Raw genomic sequence first — 26,666 nt, forward strand, 5'->3', positions numbered from 1 at the left:
TTGACTAATGGCTCGTAAAACTAAAGACGTAACGATCACCTTCCCAGGGCGAGACTATGGTAAGGTCTTCCATCTTCGGGAATTTCCACCAATGCAGTCCGAGAAGTGGGCTACTCGCGCGCTCGCAGTCGTGGCTAAATCTGGTGTCGATATCGGCGGAATTGATGAGATTATGAAGCTCGGAATGGCTGGTATAGCCATGCTGGGGGTTGCGTCTCTCGTAAATTGTCCGTTCGAAGAGATAGAGCCGCTTCTTGATGAGATGATGTGGTGCGTTTGTATCAAACCAGACCCGCAGAGGCCGAATTACATTCGCGAAGATCTCATTGAGGAAGACATCGAGGAAATCGCGACTCGCCTCTATCTTCGATCGGAGGTGTTTCAGTTGATCACGGGTTTTTCCGTGACCGGCGGCCTATCGAGCGAAACTTCTTCGTCGGCGCCGGCTCATCCGTCTCCCTCATCGAATATCCCAACCTTCCCCGAACCATCGGTGCAGTTCTCTCGCTCGCAAAAGACAAAACGACCGCGCTGAGAGACCTTCAAGAGCACCTGTCCCTAGAAGATGTCTACGACATTTTGGAAGTCGCTGCGGTGGATTCCTACAATGCCGAATTGATCAGAGAAGCAGCGAAAAGAAAGGGGAGTTGATTTGGCGAACATCATCGACACCCTTTATGTTGCCGTAGGCCTCGATCCTTCTGCCTACAAGAAGGGCGCGAAGGAAATCCAGGAGACCGACAAAAAGACCACTGATCAGATGGTCAAAAGTGGCAAGATTGTCGAAGCTTCCGCCAAATCAACAGCGCAGGCGATTTCTTCTGTCACGCGATCTGTTCTGACGCTTTATGCCACATTTCTCGGTGCGCGCGGCATCAAGGAATTCATTGCTGACCTGAATACCGCTGATGCATCGCTCGGCCGCTTTGCAGCCAATCTTGGTCAATCGCCTCAGACTATTGCCGCTTGGGGTATGGCAACCGAGCGCATGGGTGGGTCTGCCGAAGCTACCGCTGGCTCATTTGAACGGATCGGCAAGGCCCTCTATGATCTGCACCGCAATGGTCAGTTGCTGCCGAAGGAATTCAGCCAGCTTCAGGCATTGACCGGCAAGCGTATCGATACAGAACATGGCGTCGACAAGTTCCTTCGGGACACTGCGTCTGCTCTGAAGGCCATGAACGGCATTGATCCGGCTCAAGCGCATTTCCTTGCGCAGGGAATGGGGATCGATGACGCCACCGCCAATGTGATGATCAAGTATGGTGACGCCATTGGCGCCTACCTTGATCAGATCAAGAAGCTTTCGCCATCGAATGATGCCATCAAGGCAGCCCAACAGCTTCAAGATCAGTGGGTCACTCTACAGCAGACGGCGGTCTCTCTCGCCAATACTGTGCTGGAGAAGCTTGGCCCGACAATGGCGAAACTGCTCAAGCAGATGACGGATTGGTTGGAAAAGAACCAAGACTGGCTCAGAAGCGGGATTGTCAAGGCTGTCGGAGACTTCTCCGACTATCTCGCGAAAGTGGATTGGAATGCGATCGGCCAGGGGCTTAAGGATTTCGGCAATGACGCAAAGCAGGTTGCGGATGCCATCGGCGGCATAACGACCGCAACAGAGGTTCTGTTTGCTCTGTGGGCCGGTAGCAAAGCCCTTGGGATGCTTGGTAGTCTGAGAACTGCATTGGGACCAAGTGCTGCCGCTACGCCATCCGCATCATCTGGGGGTGGGATGATGGGTGTCCTAGGAAAGATCTTCGCAGTCACCGGAGCAGCATATATGTTGACCGATACCGCGCCAGGACCAAGCCAAGCAAAAATCAACGCGGCCGAAAAGAACGCTTGGTACAATCGCGGGCCTGCCGCAAATTCATCTGGAAGCCCAGATGATCGGGATAGGGATCGCGTCGGCAGGGAAGGCAGTCTTAACGACTTCCTGAACCAGACTGTAGACGGCCGTCCGGTATCGAAGTCCAATCCGATGCCCGTCACCCTTGAACAGCAAGGATCTGGTGGCGGGTTTTGGCAGAGCGTCGGTAATTTCTTCGGTGGGCTGCTTGGCGGCGGCGGCAGCAATGACGCAGCGCCTTCAGGCGGTAAAACAACACCATTCGTGGGCAAAACCTTAGCGGCCGGAACGCCAAGTCTGACCGGCTCTAACGCGGATGTTGTTGCCTATATCCGTCAGGCCGCAATCAAACGTGGCATTGATCCGAACATTGCTCTTCGTGTTGCCAATCATGAAGGTCTTCGTGGATTTGATCCAACAAAAGTGGACCGGGGCGGTGATGGGAATTCGTCCTTCGGGCCATTCCAGCTCCATTATGGTGGTATCAATCCTCGGATGCCTCATGGTGGCCTTGGGGATGAGTTCACAAAGAAAACTGGCCTGGATGCTCGCAATTCCAGCACATGGAAACAGCAGATTGATTTCGCGCTGGATCAAGTTCGAAAGGGCGGCTGGGGGCCTTGGATGGGTGCTCGGGCCGAAGGAATCACTGGGAAAATGGGCGTTGGTCCATTCCCAGACACCGGGTATGTGGATTCTGTAATGTCGGGTGCGCGCGGCGCGGCACTGTCCAATATTCAGAACAACCATACCGCCACTACGTCGAGCACATCAAACGCTATGCATGTCGGTACGATCAATGTGAACGCGCCGCAGGCGACGGATTCGAAGGGCATAGCCTCAACGATCGCCGATAGCCTATTCCGCTCGACAGTTGCCGCCACTGCCAATTCAGGACCACAATAATGGTATTCCCGGTTAATGTTCCCAATGTGCCGGGAGTGCCGTCTGTGGTCTTCGCCGCGGCGGCTGGGCAACTTCTGAATTTCCTCACGGCCGATGCGGTTGGGTTATTCTTTGGAGCGCCTCTTCAGCAACCATGGGGGATCTATTCGGGCGGAACCCCTGTCATTCTCGCGGATAACGTGGTCAGGTTTGATTATCGACAGCAATGGGCAATTTCGGACTTTCCAGTCGAGCGCGGGGCATTCCAGAGCTTCGATAAAGTTCAGATCCCATTCGATGCCAGATTTCAGTTCTCAGCCGGCGGATCGGATGCAAACAAGCAGGCATTCATCGCTTCGATCCAGGCCGTGGCGGGTGATTTGAACCTCTACGATGTGGTGACACCGGATGCGATTTATCCTTCCGTCAACATCACAAATTGGAGCTATAGCCAGTCCGCTAACAATGGCGTCGGTCTGATCGTGGTGGATATTTGGACGTTCGAAGTTCGCGAGACCGTGAACGATATGCAATCTGCCACACAAAGCCCGACCTCGGCGTCCCAAGTCAACGGCGGCACTGTCCAGCCCGTAGCGGCAACGCCAACGCAAAACGCGGCACTCGACCGCATACACGCGAATAAGTGACTTATGCTGATCGTCCCATTACAGGCTATTCCAAACCAGACCGTGACAGTGACCTTGAACGGGCAGGTTTGCCAGATCGATGTTTATCAGACGATCGGCGGCCTATTCGTCGATCTTTATGTGAGCAACACATTGATCATTGGCGGGGTTATTGCCGAAACGAACAACAGGATCGTTCGATCGGCCTATCTCGGGTTTCAAGGCGATCTGGCCTTTATCGATGATCAGAGTGGAGATGAAGATCCATATTATACGGGTCTGGGGACGCGCTGGAACCTCGCATATCTCACGCCAGATGAATTGGCGGCGTGAGATTCAATCTCCGATCTTTCGCAATGCATCTTCTGCCATGATGCGCAAATCGCCGTAGCAGTGATCTTCGGCGTATCCGGAAGCGCGGCAGAAATGAACATAGGAATCGATTACTGGGGCGCAACTCGTGACGAGAACTGCGACTTCATCGCCTCCAAGCATTTTGATCTGATGAAGTTTTCCAGACTCCAGCTCGGCATTCGCCGCCGTGCAATTGGCGAAAGAGATCGCATTCCTCATCATTGCTTCGCTCGGTACCTGCGCATGAGCGTGGTCAACGCATGACGCCACGGCAAACAGAATGCCAAAGGCAAAAAGCGTCAGCATGAATTTGGTGAACCTCGGAAAGAGGATGACCAGAAATAGCAAAAATAGAGCGGGCACAAAGATCATGGCGAAAATGTGCGCCTGTTTATCTATTTCTGCAAGATGAGCGGAGATGAATGAATGTCATTTTCGCAAAAACTAATTAACGTCCAATTCGATCTTGCCAATGGTAGTTTCGGAAAAGGAAAGAATAACAGCGCCTTGGTGACTGGCGCTCGTGTGGCGTGTCACATTACGAACACAGGTGGCGCATCGCAAAGCTGGCTCGAGATGGCGATCTACGGGTTGCCAATGAGCCTTATGAACCAGTTATCGACGGTCGGCACACAAGCCTATAAGCTCTACCAGAATTCCGTCACGGTGGAAGCTGGTGATGCCTCTGGCATGACTTTGGTATTTGGCGGTCAAATCACCTCCGCATTCGTTGATGCGGAGGCCATGCCTGAAGTCTGCTTTCGGGTGATGGCAAGGCCAGGAGCTTTTCACGCGATAAAGCCTGCCACGCCTTTGAGTATCCGGGGCTCTGCTGATGTCGCAGGGATGATGCAGGGTCTCGCGACGCAGATGGGGTTCGCCTTCGAGAATGCCGGTGTCACGACGAAACTGGCAAACCCTTACTATGCGGGGACAGCTCTTCAGCAAGCTCTTGCGATCGCAAAGCACGCCGGTGTCGACATGATTATCGAACGAAACACAATGGCGATCGTGCCTCCAAGCTCTACGCGGGAAGGTGATGCCGTTCTGATTTCCGCTCAGACCGGGATGATTGGGTATCCAAGCTTCAACCAGGCGAATGTCTTGGTCAGGGCATTATTCAATCCGTCCGTCAAATATCTCGGCGCGATCGAAGTCAAAAGCGATCTGACTCCCGCTAATGGGAAATGGAAGGTCAACCGGCTGGAATATCAGCTTGAATCTATGGTGCCGCACGGTCGCTGGGAAATGGCGATGGAAGGCGTTCAGATCGGAGCCACGGTATCATGACGGCTCCGGAGGGCTTTTTCGGCCAACAAGGCATTACCGATAACACGGACCTTTACAATGCTATCAGGTTTCTGATTCAGCAGGAACTCTCTGAGGCGCGGACAGCATTGCCGGTGAAAATCATCGCCGTTCATGGTGGCGGGGTAGGGGCGGCTCCTACGGTTGATGTTCAGCCCATGGTCAATCAGATCGATGGGCAGGGCAATCAGACGCCTCATGGCATTATCTATGGTCTTCCCGTTTCTCGTAGCCAGGGTGGCGCCGCCGGCGTGATTATGGATCCGGTCATCGGTGATGTGGGCCATATTATCATCAGTGACCGGGATACTTCGTCTCTTCGCTCAAATGAGGGAGCGCAATCTAATCCCGGCTCCTTTCGGCGCAGCAATCTTTCGGATGGCGTCTATCACGGCGCGATGCTGAACGCAGTGACGCCAACCAGATACGTCAACCTGAATGGCCCCGGCATCCATATCGTGGATGAGTTTGGTAACAGCATTCAAACTGGCACCAATGGTGTGAATATCAACGGCCTGATTATTGATCGTAGCGGCAATCTGACCACTCCCGGCGGAGTCCAAGCGGGCACGGGCACGGGTGATAGCGTCACGCTGCAGCATCACAAGCATGGTGGCGGCCCACCGCCCGATCCAGGAACCTGACATGCAGACACTTCTTTTGGATGTGGTGACGTGGGATCTAGCCGTAGATACCGCGGGCAATATCGCTGTGGCCGGCAATCCTTATTCGCAGGCACAAGACGCTGCCAGTGCGATCCGGACGTTCGAAGGTGAAGTGTACTTCGATACAACCCTTGGGATTCCATACTTCACCGAAATCCTAGGCTATTCGCCGCCGATATCATTGATGAAGGCGCGCTTCAATGCTGCGGCCCTCACGGTTCCGGGGGTCACCAAGTCTCAGTCATTCATCACTTCTTGGAAAGACCGCGTGGTCTCGGGCCAAGTCCAGATCATGAACGATGACGGCCAAGTTTCGGCTACAGGGTTCTAATCACACATGACAACTTCTGTTCCTCAGCCGTCCTTCGGGCCGAACGGCTTCGTGATTCCGTCTGCATCTCAGGTGCTGACCGGCGTTACCGAAGACATCAATTCTGCATTCGGAGGGAATCTCAACCCGGCGCTCAATACGCCACAAGGTCAGCTCGCGTCTTCGGAAGCTGCGGTAGTCGATAATGTCAACCAGACCTTCCTATTCCTGACACAGCAATTCGATCCGGCCTATGCCTCTGGTCGATATCAGGATGCCTTAGCGCGGATATACTTCCTCGAGCGCAATCCGGCACAGCCGACCGTTGTTCAGGCATTGTGCACCGGCCTGCAAGGCGTGGTTATCCCGGTCGGGTCACTGGTGGTCGCTGCGGATGGCAATCAGTACATTTGCACGGAAGCTGGCACTATTCCGGCTTCTGGCAACATCACGTTGACCTTTGAATGCTCCGTTCCGGGTCCGATCTCTTGCCCTGAAGGTACGCTGAACCAGATCTATCGCAGCATCCCTGGCTGGGATTCGATCACCAACCCAGCGGATGGCGTGCTTGGGAACAATGTTGAAAGCCGGTCAGCCTTCGAAGCGCGGCGGGCAGCGTCCGTTGCTCTGAACTCCATTGGCTCGCTTCCGTCCGTGCTCGGCGCGGTCTTGGCAGTTCCGAATGTCATTGACGCGTTCGTCACAGAAAATTCGACGAATAGCCCTCAGACAATCGGCGGCGTCTCTGTCTACCCAAACTCCCTGTATGTTTCGGTAGTCGGCGGAGCTGCACAGGATATAGGGCAGGCCATTTGGTCAAAGAAGGCGCCGGGATGCGCCTATAACGGCAACACAAGCGTAACGGTCCTGGATACCAGCCCAGGATATGTGCCGCCATATCCGGCCTATACCGTGTCTTTCGAGGTTCCGCCGCCGCTTCCAATCCTGTTTGCGGTGAATATCGTCAACTCGACACTGGTGCCGGCGAATGCGGGGACGCTAATCCAGAATGCGATCATCAGTGCATTCTCCGGTGGCGATGGTGGTCCACGCGCCAAGATCGGCGGAACGTTGCTTGCCAGCCGGTTCTATGCGCCTGTGGCCGCTCTCGGGTCTTGGGCGCAGATCGTCTCGATTGAGATCGGCTCAGTCAACAATGCCTCGGCTTCTTTCACTGGATCCATCTCCGGAACGACGCTGACTGTGTCGGCCGTCAGTTCGGGAACGCTGGCGGTCGGTCAAACCATTTCGGATGTCACCGGAAATCTGATTGTGGGGACAACGATAACCGCGCTTGGTACGGGAACTGGCGGAACGGGAACCTATACGATCTCGGCCAGCCAGACCGTGGGTTCAGAGTCGATGCAATCCGCCATCGCGAACCTGTTTGAGATCGCAGTTCGCATCAATCAGGTACCGACGGTATCCGCCAACAACATCGTTGTGACGTTGATCTGATGACTGACGTTCCGTATCCACGCCCACCCGCTGGCATTCCCAACGGTATAGGGCAATTTGAGATCGGCGTCAGCCTGATCGGGACGCAACCCAGTTTTTCGGTCTGGGACACAGTAATCAGTCAATATGCAAATTCAAAAATATTGACGACGCTGATCACCAATCTCAACGACTACATCGACCAGACGCAGAATCTGGATGCTTTCTATGACGCCATTATGAACGTGGCTACCGCCCAAGGCGAAGGATTAAATATATGGGGCCGCATAGTAGGCGTAAATCGCGTCCTAAAGGTTCAGGTCGGCAACTGGTTTGGCTTCAATGAAGCATCTCCGGGGTCTTGGACTTTCGGACAGGGATCGTTCTATAGCGGCGCTTCGCTAACCAGCAACTTTTCGCTGTCAGATCAAGCCTATCGAACGCTGATTTATGCCAAGGCCGCGGCGAACATCACCGATGGCTCGATACCCGCCATCAACCATATTCTGATGATGCTCTTCCCCAATCGCGGGAATGCGTATGTCACCGAGGGATCGCATACCGGCGCATGGTTCGGATTTGCCGAATCCACCAATGCGCAGGGCTTCAATCAGGCATCGTTCTATAGCGGCTCTCCCATCGCAACGATGACCATGACTTACACCTTCGAGTTCCAGCTGTCTCCAGTGGAACTCGCCATTGTCCAGCAATCTGGTGTTTTGCCGAAGTCGACGGGTGTCGCAGCTTCGGTTGTCACCCTTTAGGGGCCATCAATGCAGCTTTCTCAAATTCCCAATAAGTTTGCGATCCCCTTCGCGAACAATGCGGGCGCTGGCTATATCCGCGCCATTCCGCAGGCATCGCAGATCGGGATCACGAACGGTGCCGCGTCACTCACCGACGGATTCCCGCCACTAAACTTCCTCCCAGTAGGCTCGGGTGGTGTTCCGCCTTTCGGGCAGGACATGAACGGCATCCTGAACCAGATTACTCTATGGGCGCAATGGCAAGCTGCTGGCGGTAGCGGCATCTTCGATTCTGCCTTCTCGACAGCCATCGGGGGATATCCGAGGGGGGCCACGCTTGAATCGACGACGGCCGGCCAATTCTGGGTCAGCTCGATCGACAACAACACGAACAATCCGGACTCCAATCCGACCGGATGGGTGCTGTTCCAAGGTACGGTTGCCTCGAAATCGCTGAACAATGTCGTTTCGTTCACGAATACGACGCGAGTATCCATGAGCACTTCGGGTACCGGCGTTACGGCAACACCCTGGAGCGGCTTCAACTACACCAAGCGCTCAGCCACCAGCAATATATTGGTCTGGAGCAATTTCCAGCTTTTGGTTCTGAATGCCCAATCGAACAATGGTCCAGCAATAGGCCGGATGACTATCGGCTCTACGAACGCCGACTTTGGCCCGAGCACCGCCTATACTCAAACGGCGACTGGAGCGCCAGGATCGATTGGTGGAGCATCGACACCGTCACTTATTTTGACCGGCATTTCGGCCGGCACGCTGGCATGTTCTCTATCTTTCCTTCGGAACGATGCCTTGGCGTGGGTTGGCATTTTTAACCCAACCAACTCTGACCTATCTGGCCTTCCGACTACGAACAAAGCAACTCTGATTTTCGGAGAAATTGAACCATGAAACTGAATGGGACCGATTGGGACGATGCAATCTTGCACGCTCTCGGCGCTACGATGGTGTCGGAAATACGGGATGAGAATGATGCCATCACCGGATATGAAGTCGAGCCAGATATCGATGTCAGCTCCTATCAGGAACGAGCGCTATCAATGGCAAAAGCCGACCGCATCGATATCCTTAATGGTGCGTGTGCCGCGGCCATCCTTGGCGGGTTTCAGTCGTCCGCGCTTGGCTCCTCCTATAGCTATCCTAGCGCAATCAAGGATCAGATCAATCTTATGGGATCGGTCACTGATAGCCTGCTGCCAGATCTACCCAATGGATGGACGACGCCATTTTGGTGCGCCGATAAGGACGGCATTTGGGCATTCCGCTCTCACGATGGCGTCCAGATCCAACAGGCTGGAGCAGACGGGAAGGCGCACGTCATCGATTGCCAAAAAAAACTGGCTCAACTGACAGATGCAGTTAACGCATCCGCTTCGCTCGATGCCGTTGCGGCAATCATTTGGGCTTGAGGACCATTCAATGAAGTTTATTTCCCGCCTCATCGCCTTGGCGATGCTGCTGCCAACGATTGCTTTTGCTCAGTCGAGTCCCAATCTCAGCTATGGTCAGGTGCCCACTGCAGGGCAATGGAATGGCTATTTTGCTTCGAAGCAAGACTATCTCGGCTATACCCCTCTAAATCAAGCCGGGGGCACGATGCTCGGCAAGTTAACGACGGCCGCGTCAACGACTCAATCTGCCGGCTTTAGTTTTCTGCAGGGTGTAGCCCCAGCGTCGCCCAATAACGGCGATATTTGGCTGACCTCAACGGGGCTCTATTATCAGGCTGGGAATATCACGTTCGGCCCTATTGGTGCGGGTACCATCACCGGCCCCGCCACCACGGCAGTAGGCAACATTGCCAAGTGGGGGAATACCAGCGGCACTGCACTTATCGATGGCGGCGCGCTTGGCACTGCCGCAGGCCAGAATACCGGGACGAGCGGACCGAATGTTCCCCTGCTAAACGGGACGAATACATGGAGTGCCCCCCAGTCTTTCAGCAGCGTGACGGTCGGCGGTGTGACGCAGGTGTTTCCGACCTCTGGAAATATCGTTGGAGGTCCGGCAACGTCTAACGTCGGTGATCTAGCGTGTTGGGCGAATGGCACCGGGTCTCTGCTTACGGGATGCCAATATCTGAATGGATTGCCAAATGCGGTGTCCCGCACGATCACGTCACGATTGCAAGATGTAAAAGACGCGGGAGATTGGGGAGTTAGCACCGCAAACGCGGATAATAGTACGCAACTAAATCAAGCTATTAGCGATATTTCTGCTGCTGGTGGCGGCACGTTGCGCCTTCCGAATGGGGTGGTTTTCGCTCAAAACGTCGTCATCAAAAATGGCGTCTATTTGCGCGGCGGCGGGATGAATACGACATTCATCAAACAGAAAAATGGCGCCAACGCATCAACCGTCATCGCTGATGGCAATGGCTCCCTGTTCGGGACCATCCCAGCAAATCCGATTGGCCAGGGAACCCATGATTTCGGGCTGTTCGATCTGACTATCGACGGCAACATGGCGAATAATACCACGACAGCCGGCAATAGCTGTTTTTCGTTTTGGGGTTATCGCGAAATCATCCAGAATGTCGGCATTGATAATTGCCCTGGCACGGCCTGGAAATCGGAGTGGACCGATGCCAACACCGCAATGGAAGGATATGTCAACAATCTTACAATTGATACATGTTCTTATGATGGGATGGACTTCGGTGGCCCGCATGATAGCCGCCATAGCAATATCATCGTAAAAGATTGCGGCAGAGCGGCATCAAATACCTATTCTGGCGTTCGCACGTATGGCGCAGCGGGTGGCGCAAACTCATTTGCTGAATGGAGCAATTTGCACCCGTGGGTTTCGACACTGCCAGCGGCAGGATATAAATATGCGTTGTTCGTAGATACGGGTGGCACTGGCAACTTTATTCAATCTCAATTTGAGGGTGCGATCTCAAACGCTGTTCGATTGCAGGGCTATGCAGGCGGTACCGTCATCAATGACAGCATGATTTTTGCGATAGCTACCGGCCCGCTTATTAGCATTTGTTCGGCGCAAAATCTGATCACGAATGTCAATTTGTCGAACACCCTCCAGGCGTCGCCAGTTGGAGTCGTCTTTGACAATTCAGGCGCGTGCAATCCGTCATCGAATACCATTAGCATGGTAGAAAATAACTTGACGGGTGGCGCAATTAATTTTGCGCAATCAGGCGGATTGAATCAGGTTTCCGTTCGCGGGTATCAATCAAGTGGATCGGCTGTTCTGGGGACATATTTTTCTGAATTGTTGTTGGACAGCGCTGTTGCGCCATTGGGGAATATTTACTTCTCCAACGGGGTAACTCTATCAAACTCCACTCAGAAACCAGCCGTTGCGAGTGGGTTTTGCACGTCACCGACCATTAACGGCAACAACGTCGCCGGATTCATTCTGGGTGTAGGGACTGGGTGCTCAACGGGAACAGGAACGATTACGCTCCCAGCGGCACCCACAGTTTGGCAATGTGCTGCCAGCGATCTTGCTACGTCCGGAGCATATACGGTGAAACAAACGGCATTCAGCACGACAAGCGCAACATTCGCCAATTTTGCGCAATCGACCGGCGCAGCGGCGAATTTCAATTCGTCTTCTTTTATTGAAATTTCCTGCCGCGCATATTGAGTTGCGCGGCAGTCCAAACAAAGAAAGTAAGGTGAACGGCAACACCTAGTGGCTAATTGTCAATTCCGTCAACCCGAGTATTGGTCGCATGGACGTCGAACCATTCATTTTCGGGGCCTATATACGAATACGATGAATCTCTGATTGTAGACGTGAAAATGCTATATGCCTCTTGGAACGGCAGCCAAGCTCCAGGAAGCTCTAACCCGAATAGACCGGTATCTCGGCCACTAAACCATCTTTCTACATAGGTCCCCTCACGCGCAGGTGACGGCGCGGGGTTCATGGAGGATTTATTGCCTTGTGGAACGATCTTGAATCGGTCGTATCCCAGGTCCCTAAGATCCTCTATGCACTTGGCACCATATTCCTCTACCGAGACGAAAGCGGGAAGAACGTCGGCAGAAGCGAGAGAGCTGATGGCGATCTTATCGGCACCTTCAATATCAACTTTTAGGTAATATGGCGTTCCGTGCTCTGCCAAAAGCATTGGCAAAGTAATGCAATCGATTTCTACCTCTTCGTATCTGGTCCCCCCTCTGGTACCGTAGCCAGCGTCGAAAGAACTCCAGTGGTCATTATCCAAGTTCTTGTAGAACGTTAGCTTGTTTTGGCTGTCCCAAATTCCAACATTAAGGATAACGAGTTTCCCAGTTTCTATCCAATTGGAAAACTCTTTTATCATCTTTGAATAGATGACCGGATTTGCTTCAACGGCGACAACTCTGAAACCTTTTTCCAAATAGAAGAGGGAATCTTCGCCATGATTCATTCCGAGATCATAAATTAGATTTCTATCGAAACTGCTAAATAACATAGAGTGATTCAGTCTCATAAATTCTTCTTTATGTTGGCCATCTGCCATCTGATAACTTTCAATTTCCGGAACTATTCGCCGTCTCATTTGTGGCGATCATTCGTCTCAAAATTGGCATAGCGGCATCTCTTATTGCGTGTTTTAAATAAGAGTCGAGGCCGTCTCCTGGTTTGATTGTAACGGAAATTGTGCCTTGTGGGGCGCTTCGGTCATATGCAGAAATTTTGGTGCCGGTAGGACGATGGATAATCGTGATATCGTCTAACGCATCGAATTGGTCTTCAGTAACGACTTTCACGGATCCCTCACTTGGATTCTAAAGACATTTCTTCGGCACAATCAATCGACCCGACCGATTAAAGTCAAGCCGCGTTCTCAGTCATTCAAATCCAGGCGTCCTTCGGGGCGCCTTTTTCATTGGAGCAATCAAATGCGTCTCTCTCCCAGCGGCGCGGCCGATATTCGGCTGCACGAAGGCTTCTCTGCGTCTTGGTATGCCGATCCGGGCGGCGTGGGGACGATTGGTACCGGCTTCACATGGGCATCGGCTGCCTTCCGTGAATGGTGGAGCAAGAACCGCCCCGGTCAGAAGTTCGGCCCCGGCGCGACGATAACGAAGGCGGAATCCGACGCCGTTCTACAGCTCGTCTCAGACGAGGAGTATGGCGCCGCGGTCGATCGCTTCCTCACGGGCCGCATGACGCCTCAGACCGTATTCGATGGCGCAACATCGGTCGTGTTCAATTGTGGAGCAGGGGCTCTCGCCTGGACATGGGCGACGGCGATCAAGGCGGCCGAGTATGATCTCGCCGGCACGAGATTGCTGACAACCGCGGTAACACAGAACGGAAGGGTTCTTGCGGGTCTGGTCGCGCGCCGGAAGGATGAGGCTAGGCTGATCTCCCAAGGCATCTATGCCAGCGGCGGGATAGGGGCAAACATGCCGGATCCCGCAATGGCCGATGGCATCCTCGAGCGCGGTGAACGCGGCGCTTCCGTCCTGCAACTTCAACAGCGCCTCGTCGCCGCCGGCTACAAGCCCGGCAATCCGGATGGCATCTTCGGCTATGGCACCCAATCAGCCGTTCTGGCCTTCCAACGCGCGTCGGGGCTTTCTGCAGACGGCATCGCCGGCCCGAAGACGCTCGCAGCTCTAGCAGCTTGATACCGGCCGTGCGGCTCGCGGCAAAAGCCCCCTCAACATCAAAGGACAATCCAATGCGCATGTTTAGCTTGGTGGCAGTAGCCGCCATGACGGTCTCGCTTGCCTCGTGCGGCGCTCTTCAGAAAATCAACAATTTCTCGATCAACCAGACGACGATCGATAAAGCCATGTCTGGCTATGACACCTTGTTCCTGGCCCCGGCCAAGAACTATCGAGCCCTCTATGACAAGAATCCGTGCCTCGGCTCGGACAAAGTGACGAACGCAAACGGTCTCTGCGCCCAAAAGGTCATCGTTCAGAAACTGCAAGCTGCTGATCAGGCCGTAGAGACGGCCCTGAAGAGCATTCAAGATCAGCTCAACGTCTGCACGGCTGCGGGCCAGACTTCCTGCTCTGGCATTTCAGCCGCCTATGACACCCTCAAATCCGCAATCAGTGCTGCCGAACAGATCGCAGCCACAAACGGAGTAAAGTAAATGGTCACTGCTGACGCAATCCTCGCCGACCTTCAGATCGTCGGTTCGGCACTCGCCCTCCTTCAGGCACTCGGTCAGGACATTGGGCCGGCCATTGGTGCTTTCTATCAGCTCGTCTTCATGAAGCAGCCGTTGACCGATGCACAGCGCACAGCCCTCCAGTCGAGCCATCAGGCGCTTTCGGCGGCTCTTCAGGCCCCTTTGGCATAAAGCGGTCACCTGCCGCGCCATACCCGAAAGGATTCAACCAAATGGCCGATATCCAAACCCAGATCAAATCGCAGATGGCGGCTGCTGTGGCCGCTACTGTGGTTGATCCTAATGTTCAGGCCGAGAAGTCTTCGATTCCGGCTTTGATCGAGGCGCTCACTCCAGTTGCCGAATCTGTCGCCAATTCCATCCTGCATTCGACCAACAACGAGCCGTGGTGGCAGTCCCGCATCATCTGGGGCCAGATCATCACGGCAGCCGGTCTCGCTGCTGCCGGTTTCGGTGTGACCGTGAACGCTAGCACTCAAGAGCTGCTTGTCTCCCTAGCCGTCCCACTCGCCGGCATTGCCGTCACGCTCTACGGACGCCTAAGGGCGAAGAAGCCAATAGGCTCGTGATCGCTCGCCTTCAGATTCTCGGCTTCATCATCTCCATAGCCACGCTGGGAGCTTTCCTGCTCTTGGCGTGGTCGAGCGTCCCTTGAGGGACATCTTCATACATTCAATCAAGGGCGCGGCGGATGAATGTCTCATTGACTTGGGAAAATCTATGGATGGTGGCCGGAGGGATTGTTACCATCATCGTTACGGCTTTTGCGGTTTGGAAGTTCTTCCGGGCAGAAGTCGAGAAGGTCGAGACAAAAGTTGCGGCCACCACCAAAGAACTCGCCGATTATAAAACTCACGTGGCCGAGACCTACATATCGAAGGCTGGCCACCGAGAAACCACGGATCAGGTTCTCCGGGCGATCGAGGGGCTCGGCGGCCGGATCGATAGCCTATTCCAAAGCCTGCCATCTTCCCGCCGTTCCCGCGGTTCTCAGGAGTAACGGCACATGCCAACACCCCCATTGACAGACGAAGACTGCCTTTATGCAATTGCGCTCATGCATGAGCATAAAACGATCCGAGCCGCTTCCATCGCCTCAGGCCATGATTGGCACTGGATAAAGCGGCGACTGCAGAAGGCCAAGAAACGAGGCCTGAAAAAGGATAGTCCGGCGCCTTCGCACCCAGAACCTTCACGCACCGAGCTTCGGGACGCCGCTTTTTGGCGCAAGAAACATACGGCTTCGGAGAGGGAGCTTGCGGATGCCGAGCATCTTGTCTCCGAGCTTTCCGGCATCCGCGGCGTTCCCTTCACCATTCCGGACTGGATACTGGACACGCGCACCAGTCGGCGCGGCAAGAGTGTAATCGGAGCGCTGGTTTCAGACATCCACATGGGTGAGGTCATATCCGCCGCGGAAATCCTCGGGATCAATGCCTTCAACCCAGAAATTTGCCGTCAGAGGCTGCGCCGCTATTTCGCTGCGGTATGTACCATCGGTCAACGATGGGCCTCCGATACGGATTGTGAGGGCGTTCTGCTTGCCCTGGCGGGGGATCTGATCAGCGGCGATATCCATGACGAACTGAAAATGACGAACGCTCTCACTTCGCATGAGCAGTGCCTCGCGGTTGCTGAAGAATGCGTGGCGGGGATACGCCATCTCAGGGACACCTATGGCCGCGTCCATGTGGTGGGAGTGCCTGGAAATCACGGACGCACCACACATAAGCCGACGGCGAAGCTCTATGCTCGCCTGTCCTATGACAGCCTGATCGTTTCTATGGTGGCTCAGCGCTTCGAGGGAGACGATAGGGTCACATTCCAGCAAAGCGATGCAAAAGACCAAATCACGCCGGTTTTCGGCAGAACCGTCTTCTCGAGCCACGGCGACAAGATTGGCACGAAAGGTGGTATGGGTTTTGCTGGCCCAATGCTCCCAATCGTTCGCGGGTCAAAGAAGATCGATGCACAACAAGCAAGCATCGGCCGGAAGCCTGATCTGATCCAATTCGGCCATTATCACGTAAGTGGCAACCCTGGACACGTCCTCGCAAATGGAAGCGTACCCGGTTATTCCGAATATGCCGATGACCTCCGCGCCGTTGTCGAGCCGCCCCAGCAATGGATGTATTTGCTTCATTCTCGTTGGTGGCTCAGGGAGCGGATGCCTGTTCAGCTCGAAGACCCGCAGACGCCACCTAAGCCCATCGTAAGGGTGCCGGCCGGCTGGCATACGACATGAGGCCGCGCCTCGGCGCGCTCCTCACATTTCTTTTCCTATGTCTCGTTCTCATCATTCTGCGCAAAGGGCCATCGTCTCATGCAAAAGACGCCAGACGAAGACCCTCCCGAGATTAAGATCATCGTCCGGAAGGACGGCAAGAAACCCATCTATGAGTTCCGGATCGGCAATCTATCCTATGGCAAAGTACCGGCCCAATGGATAGTGGAAGCTATTCGCGAGCTTGCCGGCGCTCTCAGGTGGGAGCAATGATCGGCAATCGCTCTTGCCCCGCCTGTCATGGTAGCGGCCTAGTCCGCACGTCCAACGGTGACCGCTATAGGATCACCGTATGCAATCTTCCGCCCAAGGAAGACGCCACGAAGCCCGCGATCAAATCGCCCCGCCTCTAGGCTTCAGCAAAATCCCCCCTAATCCTCCCGTCTCCTTGCCTTCCTGAAGTGCTGCGTCGAGCATCGCTTGGAAAATTCCTGCCACTTCATTTTCCGTCAGGTCGATATCATCCCTATTGCTTTGGAGGAGTCCGGCGGCAACCATCAAGGCCGTAGGCTCTCGTATCGCCTCAATGGCAGCTCTAGCGCGCTCTTCCATGACTACCATAGTCAGGGCTTGGGTTTCGCCCACATCACGGGGAAATCTGCGAACCACAACGATTTCAGGCTCTCCATCGATCCCGTAGCGGCAAATCTCTATTGGAAATCCGTCGGCCTTGTCGGAAGACCAATCGTTGATTCTGGACCAAAGTGCCACATTCGATATAGCCCATCCGACTTTCTCAATCATCTGCATTTCCGTTCTCCTAGAACATTGCGGAACACGCAATTAAATGCGTCCTGAATTTCGCTTAGGCTTTCGCCACGGGCCTTCTTTCGCCGCTTCAATTTCCGCAATGCTAAGCTTCTTAACGGTCGATATCTCTGGCAGAGTGGATATTGCTGCAATGGAGACAAATGCTTTCAGTGCGCCTTCGAATTTAAACCATTCGCCTTTGACGCGCAGGCTGGAAAAGATTTTGTGAAAGTATGCTTCTGTGTTTTTGGTGCCCGGTATTGTGGCCAATAATTCAGATGGCTCTGGAAATCCAACTTCAAGATTTTTAATTCTAGACAGCAGGCCGCCCGAATATCCTATCTTTACGAAATCGCCCATTTTTATAAAATAGACGTGCCCAGTTTGGGCTTCGAAATCCACTTCGCTCTGCAAGACGCTTTCGATAATTTCCTTTTTGGCCTTTAGTCTTTTTGACTTGATTTTTGGATTATTTTCAATTTCCTGAAGTCGATCATAGACGTATCCCATAGGCATCCCCGCACAGTTTCCGCACAGCTTCGCGGAACATCATTGGAACAAACGTCGGTAACCTTAGCTGAAAACCCTTGCGTTGCCGAGCTTTGGAGAGCCCTACCCACGTTCGGGACGTGGGGGTCGAGTGTTCGAATCACTCCACTCCGACCAGCCTAAATTACCGATCTTTTTCCCGAAAAATCCTCAAAAAGACGCTTTCTCCAGTCCCGATCGCAGGATCGGGCGTGTCAGCTTCGTTTGCTGCCGCGGCTGCCCGGAATGGCAGACAGGCGCCCTGCGACGGCGGTAAGCGATATCGACGTTTGCGCCATGGCGCCGAAGACCGGGGATTACGCTCTTGCTCCATCGCGGCCGGCATCCGTTCGCTTTTCAGGCATGCTTTTGCAAGGCCGGCTCTTTTTGTCGTACGAAGCACCATATACAAAGGGAGGACGCATGCGTCCGACTCGGGCTTGGGATGGTTTGCGCGCGTTGAAGCGGAGGAATGGTATGAGTCTTGCTGAAGGAATGGCCGAATCGGCAGCGGAGCGGTACGTGCGTCGGCAGCCGCGTCATGGCCTGTGGTCTCGCGCTATCGTCGGGCGCAGGCTGGGGATTGCGACGGGCCTTGGCGTATCGGCCTTGAGTGTCGCATTTCTTCTGGCGTCCAGCGGCAATGCCCTGCGTGCCGCCGATTGCGGCAACGTCGCAGCGCCGGGTCTCGATTGGAGCAAGTGCAGCAAGACCAACATCATGCTGCAGAACAGCGACCTGCACGGCGCCAACCTGGCGGGCGCCCATTTCGACAGCACCGATCTGAGCGATACAAACCTGACATCGGCCAATCTCGAAAAGGCGACGCTGGTGCGTGCCTGGCTGAAGAATGCCCATGCCGATGGCGCGAATTTCAAGAAGATAGAAGCCTATCGTTCCGATTTCAGCAATGCGTCCGTCAATGGTGCTTCATTTGCCAATGCCGAGCTGCAGCGGGCCGAATTCGGCGACGCGCAACTTGCCAATGCGGATTTTCAGAAGGCCGAGCTCGGCCGCGCCGATTTCAACAAGGCGGTGCTGTCAGGCGTGAATTTCTCCTTCGCAAACCTCTCGCGCGCGACGCTCAGCGGCGCGGTGATCCAGGGGCCGGTCTCCTTCAGCGGCGCCTTCATGTATCTGACCCGCATCGAGGGGCTGGACCTGTCGAATGCGACGGGGCTCCAGCAGGCGCAGCTCAACCTGGCCTGTGGGGACAATGCCACCAAGTTGCCATTGTGGCTGACGGCGCCCGCCGCCTGGCCTTGCTCACCGGATGACCCGGATGACAAGGACTGATACGGCTGCCGGGAAGAGATCCTTAGAGAAGGCGACATGTGATGTTTGCAGAGAAGGCGATCCAGAGCGATAGCAAGCCCGAATTCTATCGCGAGCTTGCGCTCCAGCTGCATGCCCTGCTTGCAGGCGAGAACGATCCGATCGCCAATGCCGCCAATACATCGGCGCTGATCTTCCAGATGCTGCCGGATCTCAATTGGGCCGGCTTCTATTTCCTGCGCGACGGCGACGAGCTGGTGCTAGGCCCGTTCCAGGGCAAACCGGCCTGCGTGCGCATTGCCGTCGGCCGCGGCGTCTGCGGAACGGCGATAGAGAAGGGGCATTCGATCCTTGTCGAGGATGTGCATGCCTTTCCTGGACATATCGCCTGTGATGCTGCCTCGCGCTCGGAGCTCGTCGTGCCGCTCTTTCGCGATGGAAGGGTCTTCGGCGTGATCGATCTCGACAGCCCGCTTCCAGGCCGTTTCGATCGCGACGACCAAGCCGGCATCGAGGCGCTTGCGGCAATCTACGTCGCCTCGTGCGAAACGAGCCTCTGAAAAGCCAGATGAGTAGCGGCGTCACGCAGTCGTGATCGATATGGCAAATCGATGGCGCAATGCCTATATTGGCTCAGCAACCACTCCCTTAGCGCTGATCGAGCTTCTTCGGCCCTCTCGCGTCCCTCTGCAGGACACTCGGCCAAGCCCGGAATGCGTGCCAAGGGGCAAGGAGAACAAGAATGGGCAAATACAGCAAGACGGCAGAAGCCATAGCCAAGCTTACCCCTGAGCAGTATCGCGTGACGCAGCATAGCGGCACGGAACGTCCCGGCTCCGGCGAATATCTCTACAACAAGCAGTCGGGCATCTATGTCGATATCGTCTCGGGCGAGCCGCTTTTTGCTTCTGCGGATAAATTCGATTCCGGCTGCGGCTGGCCGAGCTTTACCAAGCCGATCGAACCCGCCAATGTCAGCGAGCTGACCGACCTGTCGCTTGGCATGATGCGCGTCGAAGTGCGCTCGGCAAATGGCGACAGCCATCTCGGCCATGTTTTTCCGGACGGCCCGATCGATCGCGGTGGCCTGCGCTATTGCATCAATTCCGCCTCGCTTCGCTTCGTGCCGCGTGACCGAATGGAAGCGGAGGGCTATGGTGCCTATATCGATCAAGTGGAGGATGTAAGATGACAACGGAACGTGCAGTTCTCGCCGGCGGTTGCTTCTGGGGCATGCAGGATCTCATCCGGCGCTACAATGGCGTCATCTCGACGCGTGTCGGCTATAGCGGCGGCGATGTCAGCAACGCCACCTACCGCAACCACGGCACGCACGCCGAGGCGATCGAGATCATTTTCGATCCGCAGAAGATCAGCTATCGCGATCTGCTGGAATTCTTCTTTCAGATCCACGATCCGAGCACGCGCAACCGCCAGGGCAACGATGTCGGCATGAGCTATCGCTCGGCGATCTTCTACACCAGCGAAGAACAGAAGCAGGTCGCGCTCGATACGATCGCTGATGTCGACGCCTCCGGCCTGTGGCCCGGCAAGGTCGTGACAGACGTCGCACCGGTCGGCGATTTCTGGGAAGCCGAGCCGGAGCACCAGGATTATCTGGAGCGCTATCCGAACGGTTATACCTGCCACTTTGCCCGGCCCGGTTGGAAGCTTCCGCGCCGGCAGGCCGACGCAGCACAGCGCGCAGCCTCCTGATGGAAGGAACGGCCGGCTTTAGAGTATTTCCAGGAAAAGTGCATAGCGGTTTTCCGTCCGGAATGCTTAAAGAAACAAGAAGATAGAGTGTTTTCGCGGTCCGAAGAAAAGCGGAAATGCTCTAGCCGGCTGGACCTCTTCCTCGGCACTTGGGAGGTGAAGCGGCGGATCATCGATCGCTTCAACCGCTCCCTTATAACATTCGAAGGACAGGCGTTGGTCACGCCTGTCCGGTTCGAGGAACACGGCGACACGCGAAGTGAATACGCGACGCTGAGAAGCAGCCGTACTTACCGGCTCGATGACGCAGAGCACGATCTCGTCGTGCGTTTCCCCAATCTTTCGGAATTCATTCGGATCAGCAAAGGCGCCTCGCAGCGCGTCACCCACCATTGCGGCCCCGATCTTTATCGAGGCCGTCTGTTCTTTCGCACCCCCGACACCTGGGCGGAGATGTGGCATGTGCGCGGGCCTAGAAAAAACTATCTGAGCCTCGCGCACTACCGACGTATTTGACCCGGACCAATGTTCAGAATGGAAGGTAGTATCAGCGCGTCCGTCGCCGTGCCTGAACCGCCTTTGCCAGATCTTCCAACGTGCGCACGGAGGTCGGCCAGTCGATGCAGCCGTCGGTGATGCTCTGGCCGTAGACCAGTGGCTTGCCCGGCACGAGATCCTGGCGGCCGGCCACGAGGTTGCTTTCCATCATCATGCCCTTGATCCGCCGGTCGCCGGCTGCAACCTGCTCTGCGACTGATGTGACGACGAGCGGCTGGTTTTCGGGATTCTTGCTGCTGTTGGCATGGCTGGCATCGATGATGATGCGCGGCTCGAGCCCGACCTTGAGGGACTGTTCCGCCGTCGACTGGACACTTGCCGCGTCATAATTGGGCTGTTTGCCGCCGCGCAGGATGATGTGACAATCTTCGTTGCCGCGGGTCGAGGCGATCGCGGCAAGGCCTTCCTTGGTCACGGCCGGGAAGTGATGCGGCTGCGATGCCGCGACGATCGCGTCGAGCGCGATGCGAACGTCACCATTCGTGCCATTCTTGAAGCCGACGGGGCAGGAGAGGCCCGATGCCAGCTGCCGATGCACCTGGCTCTCGGTCGTCCTCGCGCCGATCGCCCCCCAGCTGACCAGGTCGGAAATATATTGCGGCGTGATCGTATCGAGATATTCGCAGCCGGCCGGCAGGCCGATCTCGTTGACGTCGAACAGCAGCTTGCGCGCGATGCGCAGGCCTTCCTCGATGCGATAGCTGCCGTCGAGATGCGGATCGTTGATCAAGCCTTTCCAGCCGACGGTCGTGCGCGGCTTCTCGAAATAGACGCGCATGATGATTTCGAGATCGTCGGCGAAGCGGTCCCGCTGTTCCTTGAGTAGTGCCGCATATTCATGGGCCGCGGCCGGATCGTGGATGGAGCAGGGGCCGATGACGACGATCAGCCGGTCGTCTTCATCACGCAGGATATTGTGAACGGCATTGCGCGCCTGGGTGACGGTCGCCGTCACCGCCTCGTCGCGGGGGATTTCGTCTATGAGCCGAGAGGGCGGCGTCAGCGCCGTAATCTCGACAATGCGCAGGTCATCAGTGGAATTCAGCACGGTATCGGTTCCTTTGAGGGTCATACCGTGGCGACAAAAAAGCCGCCAGGTAGACTAGCGGCTGTTCGGGTCTTTGCTGTCGTGTCTCTTCTAACTACGCACAGGCCCGTCTCCGCTGAGAGCAGCGGTACGAATAAAATCGCGAGGCATATGCGCAGGTGTTCGACATGAGCTGTCTCTACGACAAAAAAAGCTGGTTGTCGATGCTGTTAATGGTGAGAAATGCGAGCACTTAGGCAACGCTGCCGTCGATCGCCTGGCCGCTGAAAAGTCGGTTCGCAAGCTGCATTCCGGCCATGATCGCAAGTCATCGCAATGGCGCCGGATGAAACGACAAACCCCCTCTCGGAAGGACCGGTCCGACTTCGCTGGAAGCCGGACCAGTCCCCATCCGATCAGGGGTCAAGTCAGATCAGATCCTCGGGAAAGAGGTCTTAGAAGCTGCGCTGGAAGCGCAGGATACCGGCCCACTGGTCCTGATTGATGGAGTCCCAGTTGGTGTAGGATACTTCCGGCTGAACCAGGAGGTTCTTGACCGGGTTCCAACGCAGGTTTGCGGTTGCTGCGAAGATCTTCGAGTCGGTGTAGGCAACCTGAGCGTTAGCCTGCAGCTTTGCGTTGATCGGAACGGTCACGCCGCCCCAAGCAGCCCAGTCGCCCCAGCCGATGCCGGAGGCCGCGCCGGAACCGTTCGCATTAGCGTACTTGTTCAGCTTGTCGCCGTTGGTGTTCCAGCCGCCCATCAAGAAGGCCTTGAAGACGCCGAAGTCGGCATCGACGCGAGCCTTGACAGCGCCTTCTTCGACGATGGAGTCATAACCGCCAACGACCTTGAAGCCGAAGTTGCCGGCCTTGTAGCCAGCACCGGCAACAACGTCAGGAGCGTAGTGGTTGGAGCTGTCTTCGCCGTTGACGCCGGTAGCGCCCGTGCCCGAGTTGCTGTCTTCAACCGAGATCACAGCCGTGAAGCCGTTGCCGGCGTCGTAGTTGTAGGTGATCTGGTTGAGTTCGTACGGGCCGTCATTGACGACGTCGTCGTTGATGACGTTGCCAGCGTAGCCGATGTAGGAGTTATACTGCGAGTCGAGCTTACCGACCGTGAAGCCGCCGAGGCTGATGTAGGCTGCGACCATCTTCGTGGAGGTCGAGCCACCGTCCTGCCAATCCCAACGCATAAGGGTGTTGGTCTTCAGCGGGCCGTATTCGGTGTCGGAAGCGGTGTCGATGCTCAACTGAGCGCGGGTGTGCCACAGCGTGCCGAAATGAGTGTCCGGAGCGTAAGCGTTGAACCACTTGCCTTCGGTACGGACCATGCCGCCGACCTTGAGGCAGGTTTCGGTGCCCGGGATGAAGAAGTAACCAGCGCCGTATGCGTCGCAGATGCGGACGTATTCGAGCGGTTCCGGCTGAGCGGCGACGATGGCATCAGCTGCCTGAGCGCCGGAAACTACTGCGAGAGCCGCAGCAGAGCCGAGAAGAAGGCTCTTGATGTTCATAAAAACTCCAATCCAATATAGATTGGGCATAGGCTACCGCGCCGAAAATCGACGTGCCTTAACCCTATCCCTGTTTAAATACCCCGACTCGGGAGAAACGGGCCCCACCCGCTTCTGGTCGCTATTAAAGATGAATTCCTGTAAAGTTATATGATATATTTTTTTCAGAACGGCTTTTCCGTCATTTAAAAAATATAGTTGCACGAATGCCACAGATGCGAACAAATATGATAAGTGCTGCATAATATTGGTGGCATAATAATCATTTAGGGAAAACAATGGTCGGCTTCGCGGCCTCAAAGCGCCCCGGATATACCTTGAGTAATCACTAAAAGACGGAGCGAGCGGCGCGGTCCATTCAAACGGAACTAGCAATTCCTCTGAGGCGGCGGGAGCGAATGACGGGTTTCCCGATGCTATGCCGTTCGCTTGGAGGCCGAGCTTAGCAACTTGCTCAACACCGAGCCGAGCATGATGCCCCACAACCCGCTGATCATGCCGACGACGATGTCGAGCGTCGAGCCGTAATTGCCGTTTGCCAGGAAATGCGAAAGGCAGAGCGCCAGCACGCTGCCGATCATCAGCAGGCAGGTGAAGGACGGGGATTGCGGGTAGGCGAGGCGGGCAAGCATGCCCGCGAGGCAAAGTGCCCCGGCGCGGAAGATGTCGAAGGGATTGCCGAAGGCGGCTTGCCAGTTGAGATGCGCAAAGGTCACGGCAACGAGCGCCGCGATATAGGTCCATGCGAAAATCTTCAAAAACCGGTCTGATATCATGGGGAAATGATATAGCAGCGGCGCGCCCAAACGCCAGCCTCGCACCGTTCTGAAGAGCGGGGCCTATCGCTTTTGGGCGCGCACATTTTATGTGGTTGCGAAACATTATGTTGCGCTGCGCGGGCGCTCTCGGCGCCTTTCGGTCTTCGAATCGCCGCCTTGTCGTGTCGCGAGGCGCTATGGACCGGCAGGAATTGTTGCCCCGACCGGCCCATGAAATTGCTCAGGCCTTCGATGTGCGGAGCTCTTCTTCCTCCGGCAATGCGGCGGCATCCTCGACCACATCGCTCGACGCTCCCCGACCAAGGAAGGAGAAAACCACGATTGCGGTGATCATCGTGATTGTGCTCAGAAGCCAGAGCAGCGCGCTGAAGGCATCGCCATAGCCGTGAATCAGCGCGTCGTGACCGATCGTCGGCACATTCGATGCGGCCGCAGCAAGGTCGCCGGTGACGAGCCGTTGCGCGGCGGCCGACGCCTGCTCGCCCGCTGGCGCCTCGAGTTTCGATTGGATGAGGGCGGAGAGGATGGCGCTGACGACGGCAAGGGCAACGCCTTCGCCGGCGACGCGCGTGGTGCTGAAGATGCCCGTCGCCATGCCGGCCCGCTCTTTCGGAACAACGCTCACGGCGAGACCATCCATCAAGCCCCATGGCAGGCTGATGCCGATGCCGATCGTCAGCAGCGGACCGATCAAGGCCTGCGGTGCCGAACCGGCGGCGAAATGGCTGAGCCAGAAGAGACCGGCGGCGGAAATGAGAAGACCGCTGCCGCAGATCGTGGCCGCGCTGAACCAGCGGGCCATAAGACCGGCGGCGATCGGCAGGATGAGAAGCGGCGCCGAAAGAGCAATCATCATCCGCCCGGCGGCGATCTCGCTCATGCCCTCGATGCCGACGAAGCGCACGGGCAGCAGGATCAGCAGTACCACGAAGGCATAGGCGGGTGCCGCCGCCAGCAACTGCACGCCGACGAAACGCGGATAGCGAAACAGAGTAAGGTCGAGCATCGGCCGCTTCACCGAGCGTTCGATGATGCCGAAGGCGAGGAACAGCAATGCAGCGCCGGCCAGCAGGGCGATGACCAGCGGATCGCTCCAGCCGGTCTCGGGTGCGCGCAGCACGCCATAGGTAAAGAGCGTCAGCGCAAGCGTGAAGCTGAGTGCGCCCGGCCAATCGAGCCCGGTCGCATTCGGATCGCTGGATTCGCGCAGGAAATAGGAAGCTAAGCCAAGAGAGAGCAGCGCCAAGGCCACCACGAGCAGGAAGATCGACGGCCAGCCGAAAGCGTCGATCATCAGGCCGGAGGCGATCGGCCCGAAGGCGAGGCCGACGCCGAAGCTGGAGCCGACGATGCTGAAAGCCCGCATGCGCGCCGTGCCGTCGAACTCTTGGGCGAGCGACGCCATGCCGCCGGAAAAGGCGGCTGCCGCGCCGAGACCTTGCAGCGCTCTCAATATATCGAACACGACGATGTCGTTGGCAAAAGCCAGCCCAGCGGAGAACAGCGCAAAGCAGCCGACACCGGTCAGAAAGATGCGGCGGCGTCCGAAGCTGTCGGCAAGCGCGCCGGCAGCCATCAGGCTGCTGCCGAAAGTCAGCATGAAGGCGTTGGTCACCCAGTTGAGGGCAATCGGGCTGCCGCCGAGCGTTCGGCTGATGGCCGGCAATGCGACGGCCGGGCCGGTAAATGTCAGCGGCATAGCCGCTGCGGCGCAGCAGACCGCGACGAGAACGAAGAATTTTTCGGTCGGACTTACGACCTTTGTCTTGGGTGAGGTCATCGGGTTTTCCGTTGGGTTTGAGCAAGGGAGGCCGTGGGCGTTCCTGGGAGTGGATGCATGCGGCGCATCGCCGCCCACGGGCTTCAAATGACCCGGACAAGATAGTTTTGCTGCAATTGAATGATAATGAGGCTATCTCTCC

33 protein-coding genes are annotated in these 26,666 nt (G+C 56.0%); 24 read left to right on the top strand and 9 right to left on the bottom strand.

Annotated elements, in window-relative coordinates:
- Positions 1 to 7: 7 nt before the first annotated feature.
- The 4 genes from RHSP_RS19140 (at position 8) to RHSP_RS19155 (ending at position 3,696) form a co-directional block, all read left to right on the top strand.
- A complete protein-coding gene (locus RHSP_RS19140) occupies positions 8 to 535 on the top strand; it encodes a hypothetical protein (RefSeq protein ID WP_200863276.1) in 528 nt (175 codons plus the stop codon).
- A gap of 117 nt (positions 536 to 652) precedes the next feature.
- Positions 653 to 2,758: a hypothetical protein gene (locus RHSP_RS19145; RefSeq protein WP_004121263.1), complete on the top strand. Its 2,106-nt coding sequence runs from the start codon at positions 653 to 655 to the stop codon at positions 2,756 to 2,758.
- Positions 2,758 to 3,384 (top strand): hypothetical protein, encoded by a 627-nt coding sequence (locus RHSP_RS19150; protein ID WP_004121265.1) that lies wholly within the window; start codon positions 2,758 to 2,760, stop codon positions 3,382 to 3,384. Before RHSP_RS19145 ends, RHSP_RS19150 begins: the two co-directional genes overlap by 1 nt.
- 3 nt (positions 3,385 to 3,387) lie before the next feature.
- Positions 3,388 to 3,696 carry a phage baseplate plug family protein gene (locus RHSP_RS19155; RefSeq protein WP_004121266.1) on the top strand — a complete coding sequence of 103 codons (309 nt, stop codon included), beginning with the start codon at positions 3,388 to 3,390 and terminating at the stop codon, positions 3,694 to 3,696.
- A gap of 3 nt (positions 3,697 to 3,699) precedes the next feature.
- Here RHSP_RS19155 and RHSP_RS19160 read toward each other — a convergent pair whose 3' ends face one another.
- Positions 3,700 to 4,089, bottom strand: coding sequence for a hypothetical protein (locus RHSP_RS19160; protein WP_004121267.1), 390 nt, complete (start codon positions 4,087 to 4,089; stop codon positions 3,700 to 3,702).
- Positions 4,090 to 4,143: 54 nt separating this feature from the next.
- Between RHSP_RS19160 and RHSP_RS19165 the strand changes: the two genes are divergently transcribed.
- From RHSP_RS19165 to RHSP_RS19200, 8 genes are read left to right on the top strand one after another with little or no spacing between them, the layout of a single operon-like run.
- Positions 4,144 to 5,007: a baseplate hub protein gene (locus tag RHSP_RS19165; RefSeq protein WP_004121269.1), complete on the top strand. Its 864-nt coding sequence runs from the start codon at positions 4,144 to 4,146 to the stop codon at positions 5,005 to 5,007.
- Positions 5,004 to 5,669 (top strand): Gp138 family membrane-puncturing spike protein, encoded by a 666-nt coding sequence (locus RHSP_RS19170; RefSeq protein WP_004121272.1) that lies wholly within the window; start codon positions 5,004 to 5,006, stop codon positions 5,667 to 5,669. The genes RHSP_RS19165 and RHSP_RS19170 overlap by 4 nt, the downstream gene beginning before the upstream one ends.
- A gap of 1 nt (position 5,670) precedes the next feature.
- Positions 5,671 to 6,021 (top strand): contractile injection system sheath initiator, encoded by a 351-nt coding sequence (locus RHSP_RS19175; protein ID WP_004121275.1) that lies wholly within the window; start codon positions 5,671 to 5,673, stop codon positions 6,019 to 6,021.
- A 51-nt stretch (positions 6,022 to 6,072) separates the two neighbouring features.
- Positions 6,073 to 7,458, top strand: coding sequence for a baseplate J/gp47 family protein (locus RHSP_RS19180; protein WP_240535469.1), 1,386 nt, complete (start codon positions 6,073 to 6,075; stop codon positions 7,456 to 7,458).
- On the top strand, positions 7,458 to 8,201 hold the full coding sequence (locus RHSP_RS19185; RefSeq protein ID WP_004121280.1) for a DUF2612 domain-containing protein: 744 nt from the start codon (positions 7,458 to 7,460) through the stop codon (positions 8,199 to 8,201). The genes RHSP_RS19180 and RHSP_RS19185 overlap by 1 nt, the downstream gene beginning before the upstream one ends.
- Positions 8,202 to 8,210: 9 nt before the next feature.
- Complete coding sequence (locus tag RHSP_RS33160; RefSeq protein ID WP_004121282.1) at positions 8,211 to 9,095, top strand: hypothetical protein; 885 nt, start codon at positions 8,211 to 8,213, stop codon at positions 9,093 to 9,095.
- Positions 9,092 to 9,613, top strand: a complete 522-nt coding sequence (locus RHSP_RS19195) for a DUF4376 domain-containing protein (protein ID WP_004121284.1) — start codon at positions 9,092 to 9,094, stop codon at positions 9,611 to 9,613. The genes RHSP_RS33160 and RHSP_RS19195 overlap by 4 nt, the downstream gene beginning before the upstream one ends.
- A gap of 10 nt (positions 9,614 to 9,623) precedes the next feature.
- On the top strand, positions 9,624 to 11,813 hold the full coding sequence (locus RHSP_RS19200; RefSeq protein ID WP_004121286.1) for a hypothetical protein: 2,190 nt from the start codon (positions 9,624 to 9,626) through the stop codon (positions 11,811 to 11,813).
- A 52-nt stretch (positions 11,814 to 11,865) separates the two neighbouring features.
- On the opposite strand, the gene RHSP_RS19205 is transcribed toward RHSP_RS19200, so the two are convergent.
- Entirely contained in the window at positions 11,866 to 12,678 is an 813-nt protein-coding gene (locus RHSP_RS19205; protein ID WP_051074112.1) for an FkbM family methyltransferase, read from the bottom strand.
- Between the two features lie 10 nt (positions 12,679 to 12,688).
- Positions 12,689 to 12,928, bottom strand: a complete 240-nt coding sequence (locus tag RHSP_RS34790) for a hypothetical protein (RefSeq protein ID WP_157385391.1) — start codon at positions 12,926 to 12,928, stop codon at positions 12,689 to 12,691.
- Positions 12,929 to 13,060: 132 nt separating this feature from the next.
- Between RHSP_RS34790 and RHSP_RS35650 the strand changes: the two genes are divergently transcribed.
- From RHSP_RS35650 to RHSP_RS34795, 7 genes are all read left to right on the top strand, one after another.
- A complete protein-coding gene (locus tag RHSP_RS35650) occupies positions 13,061 to 13,795 on the top strand; it encodes a peptidoglycan-binding protein (RefSeq protein WP_004121291.1) in 735 nt (244 codons plus the stop codon).
- Between the two features lie 8 nt (positions 13,796 to 13,803).
- Positions 13,804 to 14,271, top strand: a complete 468-nt coding sequence (locus RHSP_RS19215; protein WP_157385392.1) for a hypothetical protein — start codon at positions 13,804 to 13,806, stop codon at positions 14,269 to 14,271.
- Positions 14,272 to 14,481, top strand: a complete 210-nt coding sequence (locus RHSP_RS19220) for a hypothetical protein (RefSeq protein ID WP_037153036.1) — start codon at positions 14,272 to 14,274, stop codon at positions 14,479 to 14,481.
- 41 nt (positions 14,482 to 14,522) lie between these two features.
- Complete coding sequence (locus RHSP_RS19225; protein ID WP_004121304.1) at positions 14,523 to 14,879, top strand: hypothetical protein; 357 nt, start codon at positions 14,523 to 14,525, stop codon at positions 14,877 to 14,879.
- A gap of 122 nt (positions 14,880 to 15,001) precedes the next feature.
- Positions 15,002 to 15,310, top strand: a complete 309-nt coding sequence (locus tag RHSP_RS19230; RefSeq protein WP_004121306.1) for a hypothetical protein — start codon at positions 15,002 to 15,004, stop codon at positions 15,308 to 15,310.
- 6 nt (positions 15,311 to 15,316) lie between these two features.
- Positions 15,317 to 16,555, top strand: a complete 1,239-nt coding sequence (locus RHSP_RS19235) for a hypothetical protein (protein WP_004121308.1) — start codon at positions 15,317 to 15,319, stop codon at positions 16,553 to 16,555.
- 78 nt (positions 16,556 to 16,633) lie between these two features.
- A complete protein-coding gene (locus RHSP_RS34795) occupies positions 16,634 to 16,807 on the top strand; it encodes a hypothetical protein (protein WP_157385393.1) in 174 nt (57 codons plus the stop codon).
- 120 nt (positions 16,808 to 16,927) lie between these two features.
- Here the strand turns inward: RHSP_RS34795 and RHSP_RS19240 are convergent, their stop codons facing one another.
- Complete coding sequence (locus tag RHSP_RS19240; RefSeq protein WP_037153045.1) at positions 16,928 to 17,344, bottom strand: hypothetical protein; 417 nt, start codon at positions 17,342 to 17,344, stop codon at positions 16,928 to 16,930.
- A gap of 33 nt (positions 17,345 to 17,377) precedes the next feature.
- Entirely contained in the window at positions 17,378 to 17,854 is a 477-nt protein-coding gene (locus RHSP_RS19245) for a GIY-YIG nuclease family protein (RefSeq protein ID WP_004121313.1), read from the bottom strand.
- A gap of 495 nt (positions 17,855 to 18,349) precedes the next feature.
- Between RHSP_RS19245 and RHSP_RS19255 the strand changes: the two genes are divergently transcribed.
- The 5 genes from RHSP_RS19255 to RHSP_RS34800 all read left to right on the top strand — a co-directional run bounded on the left by RHSP_RS19255 (position 18,350) and on the right by RHSP_RS34800 (position 21,379).
- A complete protein-coding gene (locus RHSP_RS19255; protein ID WP_240535470.1) occupies positions 18,350 to 19,168 on the top strand; it encodes a pentapeptide repeat-containing protein in 819 nt (272 codons plus the stop codon).
- Positions 19,169 to 19,209: 41 nt separating this feature from the next.
- Entirely contained in the window at positions 19,210 to 19,707 is a 498-nt protein-coding gene (locus tag RHSP_RS19260) for a GAF domain-containing protein (RefSeq protein ID WP_004121317.1), read from the top strand.
- A gap of 182 nt (positions 19,708 to 19,889) precedes the next feature.
- Positions 19,890 to 20,339: a peptide-methionine (R)-S-oxide reductase MsrB gene (gene msrB / locus RHSP_RS19265; protein WP_004121320.1), complete on the top strand. Its 450-nt coding sequence runs from the start codon at positions 19,890 to 19,892 to the stop codon at positions 20,337 to 20,339.
- Positions 20,336 to 20,863, top strand: a complete 528-nt coding sequence (gene msrA, locus RHSP_RS19270; RefSeq protein ID WP_004121324.1) for a peptide-methionine (S)-S-oxide reductase MsrA — start codon at positions 20,336 to 20,338, stop codon at positions 20,861 to 20,863. Before msrB ends, msrA begins: the two co-directional genes overlap by 4 nt.
- A gap of 87 nt (positions 20,864 to 20,950) precedes the next feature.
- Complete coding sequence (locus RHSP_RS34800) at positions 20,951 to 21,379, top strand: DUF6314 family protein (protein ID WP_276307829.1); 429 nt, start codon at positions 20,951 to 20,953, stop codon at positions 21,377 to 21,379.
- 31 nt (positions 21,380 to 21,410) lie between these two features.
- Here RHSP_RS34800 and RHSP_RS19280 read toward each other — a convergent pair whose 3' ends face one another.
- The 4 genes from RHSP_RS19280 to RHSP_RS19295 form a co-directional block, all read right to left on the bottom strand.
- On the bottom strand, positions 21,411 to 22,493 hold the full coding sequence (locus tag RHSP_RS19280; protein WP_004121331.1) for a 3-deoxy-7-phosphoheptulonate synthase: 1,083 nt from the start codon (positions 22,491 to 22,493) through the stop codon (positions 21,411 to 21,413).
- A 410-nt stretch (positions 22,494 to 22,903) separates the two neighbouring features.
- Positions 22,904 to 23,965, bottom strand: coding sequence for a porin (locus RHSP_RS19285; RefSeq protein WP_004121334.1), 1,062 nt, complete (start codon positions 23,963 to 23,965; stop codon positions 22,904 to 22,906).
- Positions 23,966 to 24,381: 416 nt separating this feature from the next.
- Positions 24,382 to 24,723 carry a hypothetical protein gene (locus RHSP_RS19290; protein WP_004121337.1) on the bottom strand — a complete coding sequence of 114 codons (342 nt, stop codon included), beginning with the start codon at positions 24,721 to 24,723 and terminating at the stop codon, positions 24,382 to 24,384.
- Between the two features lie 241 nt (positions 24,724 to 24,964).
- A complete protein-coding gene (locus tag RHSP_RS19295) occupies positions 24,965 to 26,524 on the bottom strand; it encodes an MFS transporter (protein ID WP_037153054.1) in 1,560 nt (519 codons plus the stop codon).
- Positions 26,525 to 26,666 lie beyond the last annotated feature (142 nt).

It is taken from the genome of Rhizobium freirei PRF 81 (assembly GCF_000359745.1).
Classification (GTDB): Bacteria; Pseudomonadota; Alphaproteobacteria; order Rhizobiales; family Rhizobiaceae; genus Rhizobium; species Rhizobium freirei.